The sequence below is a fragment of the Psychrobacillus sp. genome (assembly GCF_032154225.1).
Classification (GTDB): Bacteria; Bacillota; Bacilli; order Bacillales_A; family Planococcaceae; genus Psychrobacillus.
This window is the reverse complement of the sequence record NZ_JALDYF010000002.1, coordinates 146,220-162,780: the sequence shown is the minus strand read 5'-3', so window position 1 is coordinate 162,780 and position 16,561 is coordinate 146,220. Positions and strand designations below refer to the sequence as shown.

General features: G+C 36.2%; 17 protein-coding genes, 1 tRNA gene and 1 riboswitch. Of the genes, 1 reads left to right on the top strand and 17 read right to left on the bottom strand.

Annotated elements, in window-relative coordinates; translation table 11 throughout:
* Nucleotides 1-135: 135 nt before the first annotated feature.
* From RUH95_RS04650 to RUH95_RS04585, 14 genes are all read right to left on the bottom strand, one after another.
* The gene (locus RUH95_RS04650) at nt 136-1,044 is read right to left on the bottom strand and encodes a hypothetical protein (protein WP_313891669.1); all 909 of its coding nucleotides are present in this window, start codon (nt 1,042-1,044) and stop codon (nt 136-138) included.
* Between the two features lie 206 nt (nt 1,045-1,250).
* Entirely contained in the window at nt 1,251-2,015 is a 765-nt protein-coding gene (locus RUH95_RS04645) for a DEAD/DEAH box helicase family protein (RefSeq protein ID WP_313891668.1), read from the bottom strand.
* Between the two features lie 421 nt (nt 2,016-2,436).
* Nucleotides 2,437-3,411 carry a tyrosine-type recombinase/integrase gene (locus RUH95_RS04640; protein WP_313891667.1) on the bottom strand — a complete coding sequence of 325 codons (975 nt, stop codon included), beginning with the start codon at nt 3,409-3,411 and terminating at the stop codon, nt 2,437-2,439.
* Between the two features lie 167 nt (nt 3,412-3,578).
* Nucleotides 3,579-3,652: transfer RNA gene (locus tag RUH95_RS04635), tRNA-Arg, on the bottom strand.
* A 169-nt stretch (nt 3,653-3,821) separates the two neighbouring features.
* On the bottom strand, nt 3,822-4,328 hold the full coding sequence (locus RUH95_RS04630) for a metallophosphoesterase family protein (RefSeq protein ID WP_313891666.1): 507 nt from the start codon (nt 4,326-4,328) through the stop codon (nt 3,822-3,824).
* Nucleotides 4,329-4,336: 8 nt separating this feature from the next.
* Nucleotides 4,337-4,939 carry an XTP/dITP diphosphatase gene (locus tag RUH95_RS04625; RefSeq protein WP_313891665.1) on the bottom strand — a complete coding sequence of 201 codons (603 nt, stop codon included), beginning with the start codon at nt 4,937-4,939 and terminating at the stop codon, nt 4,337-4,339.
* Nucleotides 4,936-5,697, bottom strand: a complete 762-nt coding sequence (rph, locus tag RUH95_RS04620; RefSeq protein ID WP_313891664.1) for a ribonuclease PH — start codon at nt 5,695-5,697, stop codon at nt 4,936-4,938. Before rph ends, RUH95_RS04625 begins: the two co-directional genes overlap by 4 nt.
* Before the next feature lie 69 nt (nt 5,698-5,766).
* Entirely contained in the window at nt 5,767-6,564 is a 798-nt protein-coding gene (racE, locus tag RUH95_RS04615; protein ID WP_313891663.1) for a glutamate racemase, read from the bottom strand.
* 9 nt (nt 6,565-6,573) lie between these two features.
* Nucleotides 6,574-7,032, bottom strand: coding sequence for a MarR family winged helix-turn-helix transcriptional regulator (locus RUH95_RS04610; RefSeq protein ID WP_313891662.1), 459 nt, complete (start codon nt 7,030-7,032; stop codon nt 6,574-6,576).
* A 77-nt stretch (nt 7,033-7,109) separates the two neighbouring features.
* Nucleotides 7,110-7,340 carry a helix-turn-helix domain-containing protein gene (locus tag RUH95_RS04605; protein ID WP_313891661.1) on the bottom strand — a complete coding sequence of 77 codons (231 nt, stop codon included), beginning with the start codon at nt 7,338-7,340 and terminating at the stop codon, nt 7,110-7,112.
* A 65-nt stretch (nt 7,341-7,405) separates the two neighbouring features.
* Nucleotides 7,406-7,849, bottom strand: a complete 444-nt coding sequence (locus tag RUH95_RS04600; RefSeq protein ID WP_313891660.1) for an acyl-CoA thioesterase — start codon at nt 7,847-7,849, stop codon at nt 7,406-7,408.
* Nucleotides 7,850-8,629: 780 nt separating this feature from the next.
* Nucleotides 8,630-9,406 (bottom strand): succinate dehydrogenase iron-sulfur subunit, encoded by a 777-nt coding sequence (gene sdhB / locus RUH95_RS04595; protein ID WP_313891659.1) that lies wholly within the window; start codon nt 9,404-9,406, stop codon nt 8,630-8,632.
* Between the two features lie 2 nt (nt 9,407-9,408).
* The gene (gene sdhA, locus RUH95_RS04590) at nt 9,409-11,166 is read right to left on the bottom strand and encodes a succinate dehydrogenase flavoprotein subunit (protein WP_313891658.1); all 1,758 of its coding nucleotides are present in this window, start codon (nt 11,164-11,166) and stop codon (nt 9,409-9,411) included.
* A gap of 46 nt (nt 11,167-11,212) precedes the next feature.
* Complete coding sequence (locus tag RUH95_RS04585) at nt 11,213-11,824, bottom strand: succinate dehydrogenase cytochrome b558 subunit (RefSeq protein WP_313891657.1); 612 nt, start codon at nt 11,822-11,824, stop codon at nt 11,213-11,215.
* 273 nt (nt 11,825-12,097) lie between these two features.
* On the opposite strand from RUH95_RS04585, the gene RUH95_RS04580 reads away from it, so the two are divergent.
* Nucleotides 12,098-12,511, top strand: a complete 414-nt coding sequence (locus tag RUH95_RS04580) for a YslB family protein (RefSeq protein ID WP_313891656.1) — start codon at nt 12,098-12,100, stop codon at nt 12,509-12,511.
* A 112-nt stretch (nt 12,512-12,623) separates the two neighbouring features.
* On the opposite strand, the gene RUH95_RS04575 is transcribed toward RUH95_RS04580, so the two are convergent.
* The 3 genes from RUH95_RS04575 to RUH95_RS04565 form a co-directional block, all read right to left on the bottom strand.
* Nucleotides 12,624-13,841, bottom strand: a complete 1,218-nt coding sequence (locus RUH95_RS04575; protein ID WP_313891655.1) for an aspartate kinase — start codon at nt 13,839-13,841, stop codon at nt 12,624-12,626.
* A 93-nt stretch (nt 13,842-13,934) separates the two neighbouring features.
* A riboswitch (Lysine riboswitch) is annotated at nt 13,935-14,114 on the bottom strand.
* Nucleotides 14,115-14,169: 55 nt separating this feature from the next.
* Nucleotides 14,170-15,945: an excinuclease ABC subunit UvrC gene (gene uvrC / locus RUH95_RS04570; protein ID WP_313891654.1), complete on the bottom strand. Its 1,776-nt coding sequence runs from the start codon at nt 15,943-15,945 to the stop codon at nt 14,170-14,172.
* A gap of 151 nt (nt 15,946-16,096) precedes the next feature.
* Nucleotides 16,097-16,315 carry a hypothetical protein gene (locus RUH95_RS04565; protein WP_313891653.1) on the bottom strand — a complete coding sequence of 73 codons (219 nt, stop codon included), beginning with the start codon at nt 16,313-16,315 and terminating at the stop codon, nt 16,097-16,099.
* Between the last annotated feature and the right edge of the window lie 246 nt (nt 16,316-16,561).

Sequence of the window (16,561 nt, the reverse complement as noted above, 5' to 3'; positions counted from 1 at the left end):
GACAGTTGCATTACAAAGTGCGTAATGCAACTGTTTGTAAAGCGAAAAGCACGCTTTACAAAACACCTTCCCATTTTTATTTCTAATTGCTTAACTGGTTCTGTTTATCCCTTTAATATATAAAGGTAGTACCAGTTAATTTTCACCAATGTAATAGGATTTTTCTGAATACCTATCTTTCTTTCTAGTTATTCTATAGCCATGTTCAAGTAATTGTTTATCAATTTCATTTTTCTTTAAATCATAATGTTTTTTAATATACCCTACAAAACTTTTACTAATATAACTTATTGGAACTTCTCCAAAACCATTCTTATAGTATTCATCTATTATTTCTATATGCTTTTCTAAATTTCCACTTCTATTATAAAGTGACATATCATTTATTTTATAGTGCGATATTCTGGCTTGTTGTTTCAAGTAGTTATTAACTAAAGACGATGATTTTTTTATCATGCTTCCACCATATTTTATCTTATCTTCTGAATCTTCATCATATGCAATAAATACATTTATTTCTGTATTCTCATTTAAATTTCTTAACGCTGTTCTATGGATTATTTGAATTATTTCTGAATATAATTCACCTAAATATATCTGTTCTAATTTTTCATCTACAAACCATTTTCCATCATCTGTTTCGTTATTCATTTTCAAATTAACTTCATTTCCATATATTGCTACAGCAATCTGCTTATAATAATCTGCATGCATTTTAGGGAGTGATGTTAAGTATAAGGCTGTTTTATCATTTAGGATATTTTTCCCTACTGTATTAAGTAAATGTAATCCCTTCCCTTGAGTAGTTGCTTCATAATATTTCTTATAATCATCTTCAGGAATTACTCTGAGTTCCTTGTAAATCTTCATATCGTCAATAGTTGGTAATACGAATAAATTTGGAAAACGTTCTCTTAAATCATTAATTCTTTCAGAAATGGCTTTTTGAGTAGTATTATTTGTTTTATTACGACTATATTTTGTAGTATTAATAGTTTCAATATTTAGAATAAGGCGTTCATAACTATTTCTATTTTCAATCATTTTTGGAGTAAAGCCACTCTTCCCAGTATATTGGAAACTATTCTCTCTAGCTGTCCCATCTAGAACAAGGATATTCATATTTAATTTAGAATAATCGATGTGCTCACTTACAATTATTTTTCTTCCTTTAACACCACGATTTTCGTAATCATCAATTCTACCAAAATTGTCTTTAGTTAGTAATTGGAAAAAGTGCTCTAATCTTTTTAGTGATTCAAATTTACCTTTATTATTTGCATTTTTTTCATTTCTTTGATGATGTTTAGTAATGTTGTACCTCTATCAGATTTCACTTCTTCCTCTTCTAACAGCTTAGTTGTAACATCACTTTCATTTTTATAAAGTTGTTCGGCTAGCAACATAGTAATAAATGATTTAATCCACTGTGTAGTTAAAGAACTATATCCATCCAATCCTTCTGACAAATCATCAAACCATTCCAACACATTATTTTTAGTACCAATTTCAAAGGTTGTAGAATGAGCGAAATTTGGTTTTTCATCTATAATGAGTATTCGATTCTTTCCCTTGTATTTCTTGTAATCATAAAAATTCCCATATCCAAGAGCCATATTTTCTAATCTACTATGTTGTATTAGTACTATTTGAAATTTGAATAAGTCCTTTTCAACAATATCTTTATTGTCACTATCAACACTTATTATTGAGTTTGGCTTGAATTTATTTACCCTATTCAAAATTTCATATACTAAGTTTTTTTCTCTTATCGCTAATAATATTGGAGTCTTGCTCTCTTGTGTTGTCACCCATTTCAGAAAAGAAATTAATCCTTGAGTTTTACCATGTCCGGGACTCGCATTACATACCCAACTAACTAACTCTGGTTTTTCTGAGTCATAATGACTGTATATATCCAAGAATACATTTTCAATATCATTAAATGCTTGCTTATTAATATTTCTTTTTACATCAGAATCAAGTAATTCAAACAATTCGTCTATTTTCTCCAATTTTACATATCCCCCTTAACTCTAATCACACTCTCATAGCACTAATTGTAGATTTGGAACTATTGCAAAGCAATAGATAAAGGTAAAATGATTCGAATGTTTTACAATAAATGGACTATAACTAAGTTATAGCACTGAAATCATTTAAATCTGTATATATAGCGTTGCACCCATCATAGGCTATCGCATGGATACCATTTGTCACTTAACTAAACAGAAGGCTTAAAGTTGATTCTATTAGCTTCTAGTAGTTAGGTATGAGGCTGACTCTATTGGTTCAAGAGTTCCTTTGGACAATAATAAAGAACCCAATCTAATTAAAGACTGGATTCATTATAATTTAGCGTTTGAGCTGTACATATTACATTCTCTTTAAATTATCGACAGTAGCCTCTTCTAGTTAAAATATCTTTGTTAGACATCATAGGAAGTCCCTCAAACTGGTTGCTACCTCTTCCACATCTAAATCCAGATACTGCGCTGTTACACCTAAATCACTATGACCTAGAGCCTTACTAATTAAGGCTACACTTGCCCCCTTGTTCAGCAAATCCTTCGCATATGCCCTTCTAAGAGCATGTGCATTGATATTTGTTAAACCAAATCGTTTACTATACTTTGTCAGTTGCTTTGAGATTGCGTTATTCGTTGATTTTGTATTTAAAGATGTTCCTTTAGTTGAAATGAAAACACATTTATTCTGTTCATTGTAATGATTACGTATCTTTTGGTTTTGCTGAATTAGTATTCGCAACAATTTAAGTAATTGATTATCAAGTGGTAACTTTAAAAACTGATGATTTTTTAGAATTGCCCCATCAATGTTAATAACCATGTTATTGAAATCAATATGCTTCTCTTCTAGTTGACCCAAGGTATTGATTCGAATGCCTGTTTTATACATTGTAAGTATTGCAACTGCATCACGTAAGCCTATGAACGTATTTAAATCTAACAATGACAATAAGATTTGTATATCCTTCTCATCTGCTCCCTTTTTAACCTTCTTATCGACCTTTACAGTCACCATTTGCCAAAACTTTGTCTCATACCACCCATTATTGAAACACTTGCTTAAAAAGGATTTTAACGCCTTTAGTCTAGTCAACTTTGTTTGATTCGACACATGCATTTGCTCAAGCCATCCATAGATTGTATTAAGTGTAATATCCGATAGATACTGAACATCATGAACCTTCTTAAAGCTCCTAATAATGATTTCATAATCTTTGATTGTACGATGTCTATAGCCACTTGCAGTCATTTGATGAATAATGATTCCAGATGCATCATCAATCGTTCTTGAATTAATTCTTTGCTTCACCGTTTGCTCAGGAATTACCATAATACTATCTAAATCAATATTCACTTCAAACAATCCAGTCTTCTTTGTCATAACAAAAAATCCTCCATTCAATTGAATTGGAAGATAGTTTCGTGTCATATTTCACATAAAATGATAGGGATATAAAAAGGGATTAAGTCTCTTGGACCGAAGCCCTGACCTAATCCGCATTCACTTACAAACCCTTATTTACCAAGGATTCATAACCTGTTTACATACGTCCCAGGAGAGATTCGAACTCCCGACCGACGCCTTAGAAGGGCGTTGCTCTATCCAGCTGAGCTACTGAGACAAGTACTCCCCCACCACACAGATAGGAAAGACAAGACTTAGTATATAACGATAATATAATAAAGTCAACGGTATTCCGAAAAGTTTTTTTACAATAACGATTATTTTATAATTATGTCCCAACGGGCATTCGAACACCTGCCCAAAATGAAGAAAAGCACTGGTCTAGCTTATGTTTCAAGCGTAAAACTAGCAGATTCTAAAAGCTCGTATTCCGATGAAAAAAAGGTAACATGCCATTCTTTTTCTAGCTTTTCGACAATTGCATAGCTTTTTTCTTTTCGTCCTCTAGGCAAATGTAAGCTCCCGGGATTCACATATAAAACATTTTTGTGCATTTCAGCACCTAGTAAATGAGAGTGACCGAAGCAAACTAGAGATGCTCGCACTTCAGCTGCCCGGTAACTAAGCGGCATAAGCGTCGATTTTACTTGATGTAAATGGCCATGCGCTACATAAATCGTTTCATTTCCAACTTGAGTAATTACTTCTGTTGGAAAATTAAAATCAAAATCGCAATTTCCTTGTACAACATGTATAGATCCATTTTCAAAATAACTGTAGTCCAGCTCACTGTCCCCACAATGAATAAATGCATCCACATCTAAATGACGGTGCATTACTCGTTCCATCGTCTCTATATCACTATGCGTATCACTCATCACTAATAGTTTCATCGCTCTACCTACGCATGTTTTAGCAGATCATCTAAATTATCAGCAAGTAGTTTGATCGCATTTCCTCGGTGGGAAATTGCTCCTTTTTCTTCTGCTGAAAGCTCTGCCATCATTTTATTTAAAGATGGTACGAAAAAGATAGGGTCGTATCCGAACCCATTTTCTCCTTTTTTAGCAGTTGCAATAACACCCTCACATGTTCCTCTGACCGTGAAAGCTTCCATTGTAGGAGATGCTACTGCAATTGCACAGACGAATCTCGCTGTACGTTGTTGTTTTTCGACGTTTTGAAGTTCTTCTAGCACCTTTTCCATGTTTGCCTCATCACTCTTAGCCTCACCTGCATATCGAGCAGAATAGATGCCTGGGCGCCCTTCTAAAGCATCTATTTCAAGACCACTATCATCTGCAATAACAATTGTTTGCAAATGATTCGCCAGTGCTGTAGCTTTAAGCACTGCATTTTCTTCGAATGTTGTGCCTGTTTCTTCGACATCCATATCATCTGCAACATCATGTAATGTTAAGACATCATAGCCTAATGGCCCAAAAAGGGCTTCGAAGTCTTTTGCTTTTCCTTTATTTTTCGTAGCGATAATTATTTTTTTCATTGTGCTCCCTCGCTTTTCTCACCGATTTTATTTGCTAGTTCTCCAAGTACAGTTCGTTGAATTTCCACCAACTGTTGAATTCCTACATCAGCGTACTCAAGTAATTCCAATAATTCTTTCCTCGAAAAAGTTGCTTCTTCACCAGTTCCTTGAAGCTCCACATATTCTCCGCTGCTCGTTTGCACAATATTCATATCTACCGCAGCTGTAGAATCTTCCTCGTAGTTCAAGTCTAATACGACTCCAACATCTTCTAATACCCCAACACTTGTTGCAGCTAGGTATTGTCGAACAGGGAACACGGGTAATTGCTTGTCCTCGTATAATTTTCCAAGTGCAATTGTTAATGCTACGAAAGCCCCTGTAATACTAGCTGTTCGCGTGCCACCATCCGCTTGAATAACGTCACAGTCAATCCAAATTGTTTTCTCGCCTATACTCTCCAAATCAACAACTGAACGCAATGCTCGTCCAATTAGACGCTGAATTTCCATCGTTCTGCCTGTCACTTTACCTCTCGATGCTTCTCTAGAAGTACGCGACTCAGTTGCACGAGGTAACATAGAATATTCAGCTGTAATCCATCCTTTACCTTGTCCTCTTAAAAAAGGTGGGACACGATCTTCAATTGTTGCATTACAAATAACTTTTGTTCGTCCAACTGTTATTAAAACCGACCCTTCTGGATGAATTAAATAATCAGTTTCAATTTGCACATTTCTAAGTTCATTTGTTGCTCTGCCATCTGTTCTAGTCATAAATTTCTCCTTTTTTGACCTGTACGCAAAAGAAAACCCCGCTATTCGAGGGTTCTCAAGCTAACAGGGTCAAGTAAATGATATTGTTCTTACATCTGCACTCGGTAACTCCAACCACTTTTCAACAATTGTTTTAAATATAGGTACAGAACCTGTTGTATAAAATATAGGTTTTTTCCGTCCACTAATCGGATGATGCATACGATGATAATCTAAATACTCTAAGACGTCTTGTGCCGTCTCTTCTCCAGATGAAAGTACTTTTACATTATTTCCCACTGCCTCTTCAATATACTTTTGCAATAATGGATAATGCGTACATCCAAGAATTACCGTATCAAACTGCTCACCTTTTAATGGCAATAAAGTATCATACACCATATTGCGTGCAAATTCGCCTTCATATTCGTTACTTTCAACGAGTGGAACAAAAGTAGGGCAAGCAAGCGGAATAACTTTACTAGACGAATTTAAAGCGGCTATTGCATTTTCATACGCCCCACTTTTAATTGTACCGCTTGTACCTAACACTACGATTCCATTTTTTTGAGTAGCTTTAATCGCTGCCCTTGCTCCAGGGAAAATTACGCCAATTACCGGAAACGGCATTTTTTTGCCCAATGAATTAAGTGCTACGGCAGTTGCTGTATTACAAGCAATTACGAGCATCTTTATATTCATTTTAGACAAAGCGGTTGCCAGCTGCCAAGTGAATTTTCGTACTTCTTCCTGTGAACGTGGTCCGTATGGACATCTTGCTGTATCACCTATATAAATAATTTCTTCATTGGGTAATAATCGCAAAATTTCTTTTGCAACCGTTAACCCACCTACTCCAGAGTCTATAACGCCAATCGGGGCTTTCACTTGAATTCCTCAGTTCTTTTTCATCTCTTGGTGTAATTTTTCTAATAAAGACGATAGATTTAATACTTCTTCTGCACTAAATTGATTTAGCACGTCATCTAAATAGTGTTGTCGTTTTTCAATAACTTCTTCTATAATACGTTCGCCTTCTTCTAGTAAATGTATACGCACAACTCGGCGATCTTGCTCATCTCTTACCCTTTGAACAAGCTTACTTTTCTCCATACGATCGATTAAGTCAGTCGTAGTACTGAAAGCTAAATACATTTTATTAGATAAATCACCAATTGTCATGTCTCCAAGCTCAAAAAGCCATTGTAGCGCCACAAATTGTGGTGGAGTAATCGTATAGGCATTTAATATTTGACGTCCTCTTTGCTTAATAATACCTGATATATGTCGAAGCTCTTTTTCAAGAAATGCAACTTCGTCTTGATTATGCTCCATATTCTTTAGATCATCTGCCATTTAACCCTTCACTCCTCAAAACAATACATTTTAATTATTATTGTGACGTGTTCTGAGGAAAATGGCAAGGATTCTAATTAATTCAACGATAATTCACCTAATCGCAATAATTCCACAATTGCTTGTGCCCTACCCGATACGCCTAATTTTTGTATCGTATTTGAAATATGATTCCTTACAGTTTTTTCACTAATCGATAATTGTACCGATATGTCTTTTGTAGAATTATCTTCTACAAGTAACTGAAAAATTTGACGTTCTCTACTCGTAAGTATTGATCGATGCTGTTTGCTTTCATCCAATGCCATAGCCCCCTATCCACTCTCCTACTAACGTATGTAGGAAGAAGAAGGTAGGTGACGGCTAGTGATGCTTAGTTTTGAAAAACTTCTTTATCTTTGTCCGACCATCTAGAAGCCTTTCCAGTAAGCCTTTCAATTTGAACGACAGAACCCCTACCAGTGAAGACGATTTCATCTTTTTCATTTTTAGCCATGTAATGAATGTCCACGGACGATGAACCGATTGAATTTACTTTCACATAAATACGTAGCTTCTCATCAAAAAACACTTGTTTGATATAATCACACTGTAAATCAGCTACAACAGGTATCGTTGTACCTTTTGGATCTAGCCAATCATTCATCAACTGGACATGCTTAAAAAATTCAATTCGCGCATATTCAAAGTATGCAAAGGTAACGGTATTGTTCAAATGACCATACATATCCGTTTCTGAAAATCGTACACTTACCTCTGAATAAAATGAAAATCCTTGTTCCCAACTCGTTAATTCTTCTATGTAATTTGCTCTCATAATCCCCATCTCCTCTATAAATGAATCAGTATTCATTTATTGTATCATAAAAAGAAAACCAGGCAAAATGACACCCGGTCCTTTAAGGGTAAAACATCTTAGTAACGCAGTTTCTGGCTCACTCTAGGCTTCTCATTAGGCTATACGATGAACGGTAAAATTTTTAAAAGCTTGTTGGTCATCGTATGGCAAATGTTCACCTTCCGTTCGCTAGAAACTTCCGTGCCAAGTTGTTAAATACTTTTTTGGGCAATAGAAGAAGCAAGCGACAATCTATATGCTCTGAAGCTCGCCAAAGATACAATTTTCGAGACTCTTTGTAAGTCTTTAAAAAGAGACGCTTCTACATTTGGATATAAGGTGGGGAAGTAGATGACGAATTTACTTCGTACGAAAATTGTCGGTCTATTTCTAATAAGAGATGCAGATGTTTTTTTCTTCCTCTTTCATGAAAGGGCTTAAGTAGAAAGAACATGAATACACTCCCATAAGCAGTATGGATGTAGTGAAAAGCGGCGACTCCAGTGGGAACAGTACGAGCTGAAAGCCCCGCAGGAAAGAAGTTGGGCAAACTTTATTTGGCCAGCTTCTTTGCGACGAGGAGATTGAAGCCGCGCCCCACGGAAAGCGTCCGCTTGTAACGAAATCCAATCCACCCATTCCTATACTCCCTCTCTATATGTACGGTAAACCCTGTGTTCATGGAACATTTTTATATACTTTCTTAAATAAAAAATCTGCATAGAATAAATTATTCTACGCAGATTCTTCCTATTAATATTAATCAACCATATGGTCGCTTCCGAAGAAGTTTTTGAACATTTGAACAGTTGTATCACGATTTAAAGCCGCAATAGAAGTAGTTAAAGGAATACCTTTTGGACATGCAACAACACAGTTTTGTGCGTTACCACAGTTTGCAAGGCCTCCGTCTCCCATAATTGCATTTAAACGTTCATCTTTGTTCATAGAACCTGTTGGATGTGCATTAAATAAACGAACTTGAGAAAGTGGAGCTGGTCCCATAAAGCTAGCACCACTGTTTACGTTTGGACATGCTTCCAAACATACACCACAAGTCATACACTTAGAAAGTTCATATGCCCATTGGCGTTTGCGTTCTGGCATACGTGGACCTTCTCCAAGATCATAAGTACCATCGATTGGAACCCAAGCTTTTACTTTTTTCAAAGAATCAAACATACGAGTTCTATCTACTTGTAAATCACGAACAACTGGGAATGTTTTCATTGGTGCTAATTGAATCGGTTGTGTCAATTGGTCTATTAGAGCAGAACAAGATTGACGTGGACGGCCATTAATAACCATTGAACATGCGCCACATACTTCTTCTAAACAACTCATATCCCAAGCTACTGGAGTTGTCGCTTTTCCATCAACGTTGACTGGGTTTTGACGAATTTCCATTAGTGCAGAAATAACGTTCATATTTGGACGCCAATTTACTTCAAATTTTTCCCAATACGGTGTAGATTCTGGTGTGTCTTGACGAAAAACTTCAATTTGTACTTTTTTAGTTTCAGTTGCTGTAACCATTATTAGTTATCTCCTTTCGCAGAGTAATCACGTGTGCGTGGTGGAATTAATGAAACATCTATTTCTTCATAATGGAAAACTGGTGCTCCTGTTGCAGGATCGAATTTAGCCATTGTTGTTTTCATAAACTCTTCGTCATTACGTTTCGGGAAATCAGGTTTGTAGTGTGCTCCGCGACTTTCGTTACGATTAAGCGCACCTAATGTAATAACGCGAGCTAAGTAAAGCATATTTTTTAATTGACGAGTAAAAGATGCACCTTGGTTAGACCATTGTTGCGTATCGTCCATATTGATATTCTCATATCTTTCAAACAGCTCTTGAATTTTCTTATCAGTAGCTTCAAGTCTGTCATTATATCGAACAACCGTTACGTTATCCGTCATCCACTCGCCTAATTCTTTATGAATCAAGTAAGCGTTCTCTGTACCCTTCATAGAGATCGTTTTATCCCATTTCTCTTGCTCAAGTTTAACTTCAGCATCAAAAATAGCATCGTCCATATCTTCTGCATGAACAGTAAGTTTACTCATATATTTCACTGCATTAGGACCTGCAACACTACCGCCAAATACAGCAGAAAGTAATGAGTTCGCTCCTAAACGGTTTGCACCATGTTGTGAATAATCACATTCTCCAGCAGCAAATAATCCAGGAATATTCGTCATTTGGTCATAATCTACCCATAATCCACCCATTGAATAGTGAACAGCTGGGAAAATTTTCATCGGTACTTTACGTGGGTCATCGCCTGTGAATTTCTCATAGATTTCGATAATTCCACCAAGTTTAACATCTAATTCATGCGGATCTTTATGTGAAAGGTCTAAATAAACCATGTTTTCGCCGTTAATACCAAGTTTTTGGTTTACACATACGTCAAAGATTTCACGTGTTGCAATATCACGCGGAACTAAGTTACCGTATGCAGGATATTTTTCTTCTAAGAAGTACCAAGGTTTACCGTCTTTGTATGTCCAAATACGTCCACCTTCACCACGTGCAGATTCTGACATTAAGCGCAGTTTATCATCACCAGGAATTGCAGTTGGGTGAATTTGAATAAATTCTCCGTTTGCATAAAGAGCTCCTTGTTGATATACGATTGACGCTGCAGAACCAGTATTAATAATTGAGTTTGTAGTTTTTCCGAAAATAATTCCAGGTCCACCAGTAGCCATAATTACAGCGTCACCACGGAATGCGCGAATCTCCATCGTTTGAAGATTTTGTGCTTTAATACCGCGACAAACTCCTTCTTTATCTTTAATAATTCCAAGGAATTCCCATCCTTCGAATTTCGTTACAAGACCAGCTACTTCATGACTGCGTACTTGCTCGTCCAGTGCATAAAGTAATTGTTGACCAGTTGTTGCTCCAGAGAATGCTGTACGGTGCATTAACGTCCCACCGAAACGACGGAAATCTAATAATCCTTCAGGTGTACGGTTGAACATAACACCCATACGATCAAATAAGCTAATAATACCAGGAGCAGCGTCTGTCATTGCTTTAACTGGAGGTTGGTTGGCTAAGAAGTCCCCACCATATACAGTATCATCTAAGTGAACTGTTGGAGAATCTCCCTCACCTTTTGTATTTACAGCCCCGTTAATACCACCTTGTGCACAAACTGAGTGCGAGCGTTTTACAGGAACTAATGAAAATAATTCTACTTGCGTGCCTTCTTCAGCTGCTTTCATTGTTGCCATTAAACCAGCTAATCCACCGCCGACAACAATAAGTTTACTTTTTGCCATGCTATTCTCACTCCTCGATTTAGTAGTAGTTAATGTATAAAGTTTCTTAAGCAAATGCTAGAAGTGCTTGTACACCAACTACAGATAATGCTAAGAAGATTACTAATGTAATATATGTAGCGATTTTTTGCGATTGAGGAGATTGTGTAATTCCCCAGCTTACTAAGAATGACCAAATACCGTTTGCAAAATGGAATGTAGCAGATATTACTCCTACAATATAGAAGCCTAACATCCATGGATTTGATAAAATCTCTGCCATCATGTTAAAATTAACTTCTTTCGCTCCAATTGCCGCTTGGAATCTTGTTTCAAATACATGCCAAACGATAAATACAACAAGGAACACACCAGTGAAACGTTGTAAAATGAATAAATAGTTACGAAGAGTACCAAAGTTTTTCGGGTTATTTTTTGCTGTAAACGCAATGTACAAACCATAAAATGCATGATACATTAGCGGCAAGAATATTACGAAAATCTCCAGCATGTAACGGAATGGAAGACTCTCCATAAAGTGTGATGCGCTATTAAATGCATCTTCTCCTCTAGTAGCAAAATGGTTAACTACTAAATGTTGCGTCAAAAACAGACCAACTGGAATAATTCCTAATAATGAATGTAATCGACGCCAATAAAATTCGCGATCTTTCGACAAAATAGTTACCCCCCTCAGATTTACAATGTTCAGAATAGATTTACTATTTCAGAAAAATAATAGAGTTCATATTCTGTTCACATCATCATGTTACGAATTTATGACATATCCATTGTACTCTCATCATTTTAGAGCGTCAAGGCATCTAAAGGTTTTTCCCAAATCTTTCACTTTTGTATAATGATTTGCTGATTATTTCACAATCTATCCTTATACTGAAAAGTCTTTTTATGCTAAAATAGGGTGATTACATTTAGAAAGAAGGGTTGCTACTTGGATGAAAAAGACCATTCACATGTAACTTCCTTTGGATATGAACTAATTAGAGATCACGTGCTTACTTCTATTCTTGGAAAACATGAAAAAGATATTTTATATTGGGCTGGTAAAGAACTAGCTCGTAAATTTCCTCTCTATTCAATGGATGAAGCTTCTTCTTTTTTCTCAGAAGCCGGCTGGGGTAGTTTAGTATTAGATAAGACGACAAAGGATTCTGCTTTTTATTCATTGCAAACAGTTAATTTGCCTAGCAGTGGAGCTAGTAGAAGTCATCGATTAGAGGCTGGCTTTCTTGCAGAACAGCAGCAAAAAGTCGGTGGTTTTTTAACGGAATGCTACGATGAACAAGTGAAAAAAAATGGAGTCGTCCATTTCCAAATCAAATGGGACTTGAAGTCAATAAAATAAGCAATGTACGACGTAAATAGTCGTACATTGCTTTTTCTTTTACAAGACACACTATTTCAAGTCGACGCGATCGATCGATTCTGGTTACTATTCGACCGATTCCATTTTTCACTTAAACAAGTGCTAAGTCAAATTCATCATGCAACGCATTAGCTGCGGGAATCATGTCATTTTGAGGAACAACAACAGAAACTTTTATCTCTGAAGTACTAACCATTTTCACTGGAATATTTTCTTTTCTTAAACGATCAAACATTTGCGCAGCTACTCCAGGATTGGACACCATACCAGAGCCTACAATCGATACTTTTGCTAGCCCTACTTCAAAATCTGCAAATATAAAGCCAAGCGCTTCTTTATTTGACTCTAAAACTGTAATTGCTTCAGCAAGTGATTCCTTTTTAATCGAAAATGAAACAGTTGGTTTTTTACCATCTACAATCGACTGAACAATAATGTCTACATTAATATGATTTGCCGCTAGCGTAGTAAAAATCGAAGCAAGTGAACCATTAAATGGAACTTCATATTCTATTGTTAACCGAACGATATCTGCTTCAAAAGCAACCCCACGCACTACTAAATTATTTTCCACATCGACTTCCTCCTTTAATATTGTTCCTACATCTTCGTTATAACTTGAGCGTACTCGTAAAGGTATTTTATAATTTTTAGCAAACTCGACTGCTCTTGGATGCAATACTCCTGCCCCCAGATTAGCAAGCTCCAGCATTTCATCATATTCCAATTGTTCCAACTTACGCGCGTTCTGCACAAATCGAGGATCGGACGTATAAATACCGTCCACATCGGTGTAAATATCACAAATATCCGCTTCAATTGCCGCCGCTATTGCAACAGCAGTCGTATCAGACCCACCTCTACCTAAAGTGGTAATATCTCCTTCACCTGAAACTCCTTGGAAGCCTGCAACTACAACAATTTTATTTTCAGCTAATAAATCCAAGATCCTCGTTGCATCTAGATTTTCGATTCTTGCATTTCTATGTACATTATCTGTTTGTAAATTTGCTTGCCAACCTGTAAGCGAAACAGTATCAAAGCCTATTTCGTTCAATTGAATTGCGAGCAAAGCCATTGTGATTTGTTCTCCTGTTGAAAGAAGGGTATCCATTTCACGTTTGGTTGGATTTTCTGATAGCTCCATCGCTAACCCTAAAAGATTGTCCGTCGTTTTTCCCATTGCCGACACGACTACTACCACGTCATTTCCATTTACTTTTTCATGATTTATGCGCGTTGCAATATGTTGAATTTTTTCTGTAGTGGCAACCGAACTACCACCAAACTTCATCACTATCTTACTCATGAACATCTTCTCCCTTTTCTTCGGCAAGCTAAAAAAAATGCCTTTCACATATTGTGAAAAGCATTGTCTCATATACGGTCAAAAGAATTGTCCATTTGAGATAGCCCTCCAGAATATCGTAATTCTGACAATTCTACATCTATTAAATGCAGAACCAACATAGAAAAGGAAAAGCTTTTCTATATTTCGGCGAACACCCCTTTCCTCAACAATTACAAGATCTTTTCATCCTCCTGTTGAGTACTATTGTCTATTCGCACCTCTATCTTCACTTTGAAAGTGAATATTAAATTGTTATAACCATATCATACGTATTATTAGAAAACAATTACTTTTTTTGAAAATGCTCCAGCATAACGTCTGCTAACTTTGCCGATAGCCCCGCTTCCATATACTGTTCTTTCGTTGCCTCTTGCATTTTTTTCAATGAACCAAAATGCTTTAACAGCATATTTTTACGTTTTGTTCCAATGCCCTCTATACCGTCAAGGGAAGATGAAATCGTATGCTTTCCACGTTGCTGACGATGAAATGTAATAGCAAAACGATGCACTTCATCTTGAATACGCTGCAATAAATAAAATGCTTCACTCGTTCTTTTCATCGGAATTATATTAATTGGATCACCATACAAAAGTTGTGAAGTTTGATGCTTACCGTCCTTTGCAAGCCCAGCAATTGGTATAGATAATCCTAATTCGTCTTCAATTATTTCTCTAGCCGCTTCAACTTGCCCTTTTCCTCCATCAATAACGATTAAATCCGGAAGTGGCAATTGATCTTTTAATACACGAATATACCTTCTGCGCACTACTTCTCGCATCGCACCATAATCATCATGCTTCGCAGCTGTTTTTGTTTTATATTTTCGATAATCTTTTTTATACGCGCGACCATCAACAAATACAACCATGGCAGATACCGCATCTGTTCCATGAATATGAGAGTTATCGAAAGCCTCTATTCGATTAGGCGTAGCTATCCCCATAAGCTGTCCAAGCTCATCTACCGCTCCAATCGTTCGTTCCTCTTGTCTTTCGAGCAGATGAAATTTTTCACTTAATGCTAAACTAGCATTTTTCTTGGCTAGCTCTACTAATTCTTTTTTCATTCCTTTTTGCGGAATAAGCACCTTCACTTGTAAAAGTTCTGCCGCTAATTCACTATCAACGTCATTCGGAACTAGTATTTCATTCGGTTTAATATGCTCCAGTTTCGAATAAAATTGACCTAAATACGTTAAAAACTCTTCTTCGGGATCTCGGTACAATGGAAATAAAGAAACATCCCTTTCAATCAATTTACCTTGGCGCACAAAAAACACTTGTACACACATCCATCCTTTGTCGACTGTATAACCAAATATATCTCGATTGGTATGATCACTCATCGTTATTTTCTGTTTTTCCATGACCATTTCAATATGTGTAATTTGATCCCGATACTCTTTCGCACGCTCAAACTCTAAACTTTCAGCTGCTTCAAGCATTTTCTCCATTAATTCTTTTTTTACATGCGTATATCCGCCGTTTAAGAAGCTTGTAATTTCTTGGATCATTTCTTTGTATGTTGTTTCTTCTACTGGCTTAATACACGGAGCAAGACATTGACCCAAATGATAATATAAGCAAACACGATCGGGTAACTTCACACATTTTCGTAAAGGGTAGAGTCGGTCTAATAGCTTTTTTGTTTCATTTGCTGCATGAACATTCGGGTATGGGCCAAAGTATTTCCCTTTGTCTTTCTTTACTTGTCTAGTTGTGATTAATCTTGGATTTTTTTCATTCGTAATTTTAATATATGGATACGTTTTGTCGTCCTTCAGCATAATATTATATTTTGGATCATGCTTTTTAATAAGATTTAGCTCTAAGATAAGCGCTTCTAAATCGGACGATGTCACGATGTATTCAAAGTCTACTATTTCTTGTACAAGTCTTTGTGTTTTGCCATCATGCGAGCCAGTAAAATAAGAGCGAACTCTATTTTTTAATATTTTTGCTTTCCCAACATATATAATCGTCCCTTGCCTGTCTTTCATTAAATAACAGCCAGGTTGTTCAGGTAAGATCTCACATTTTTGTTGAATTAAATTATTCATTATTCATCACCTATATTAAATTTACCTTAATGGACTTCTGATATCCACTAAACAGCAAAAATCTTTGAGACATTGTACATCTCAAAGATTTCCCTGCACAAATAAAACAATCAAATGGAGTTTTCCACGATAAATTAGAAATTATTCAAACTTATTGGTTCGTCAAACCATATTCCTCCCCATGCATGATTTTGATCAAACGCAAGTTCTTTTTAGAAGGAGTTTCGTACACTATTTTAGTAGAGTCCTTTTGAACAAACATTCCAGAACCCACTCCATATAATCCTCTGTCTTGGTCAATATAACGGTAAACTCGGAACTCATCTCCAGCTTTTAACTCACGCACTTTTGTTAGTTTTCCATCATCCACTCGAGACCACAGTGTAATTTGCTAATGACATACGCTATCTCCCCTTTAATATATATATTTTTTTATGCTAATCTTGCTTTTTCGTCGATTATCGTATGGCAAATGTTCGTCTTCCGCTCACTTCGGTGCCAAATTATTAAATACATTTAGAAATAGAAGAAGCAAGTGACATTCTGTACTCTTTGTACATTTTTAGAAAGAGTCACTTCTACATTTGGACATAAAGTGGAGAAGTAGATGACAAAT

Coding starts and splice junctions, on each gene's coding strand:
- RUH95_RS04630 (WP_313891666.1), bottom strand. CDS start 4,328: ATGAAACTATTAGTGATGAGTGATACGCATAGTGATATAGAGACGATG.
- RUH95_RS04605 (WP_313891661.1), bottom strand. CDS start 7,340: ATGGCATTGGATGAAAGCAAACAGCATCGATCAATACTTACGAGTAGA.
- RUH95_RS04625 (WP_313891665.1), bottom strand. CDS start 4,939: ATGAAAAAAATAATTATCGCTACGAAAAATAAAGGAAAAGCAAAAGAC.
- uvrC (WP_313891654.1), bottom strand. CDS start 15,945: ATGAATAATTTAATTCAACAAAAATGTGAGATCTTACCTGAACAACCT.
- sdhA (WP_313891658.1), bottom strand. CDS start 11,166: ATGGCAAAAAGTAAACTTATTGTTGTCGGCGGTGGATTAGCTGGTTTA.
- rph (WP_313891664.1), bottom strand. CDS start 5,697: ATGACTAGAACAGATGGCAGAGCAACAAATGAACTTAGAAATGTGCAA.
- sdhB (WP_313891659.1), bottom strand. CDS start 9,406: ATGGTTACAGCAACTGAAACTAAAAAAGTACAAATTGAAGTTTTTCGT.
- RUH95_RS04640 (WP_313891667.1), bottom strand. CDS start 3,411: ATGACAAAGAAGACTGGATTGTTTGAAGTGAATATTGATTTAGATAGT.
- RUH95_RS04650 (WP_313891669.1), bottom strand. CDS start 1,044: ATGATTGAAAATAGAAATAGTTATGAACGCCTTATTCTAAATATTGAA.
- RUH95_RS04600 (WP_313891660.1), bottom strand. CDS start 7,849: ATGAGAGCAAATTACATAGAAGAATTAACGAGTTGGGAACAAGGATTT.
- RUH95_RS04610 (WP_313891662.1), bottom strand. CDS start 7,032: ATGGCAGATGATCTAAAGAATATGGAGCATAATCAAGACGAAGTTGCA.
- RUH95_RS04575 (WP_313891655.1), bottom strand. CDS start 13,841: ATGAGTAAGATAGTGATGAAGTTTGGTGGTAGTTCGGTTGCCACTACA.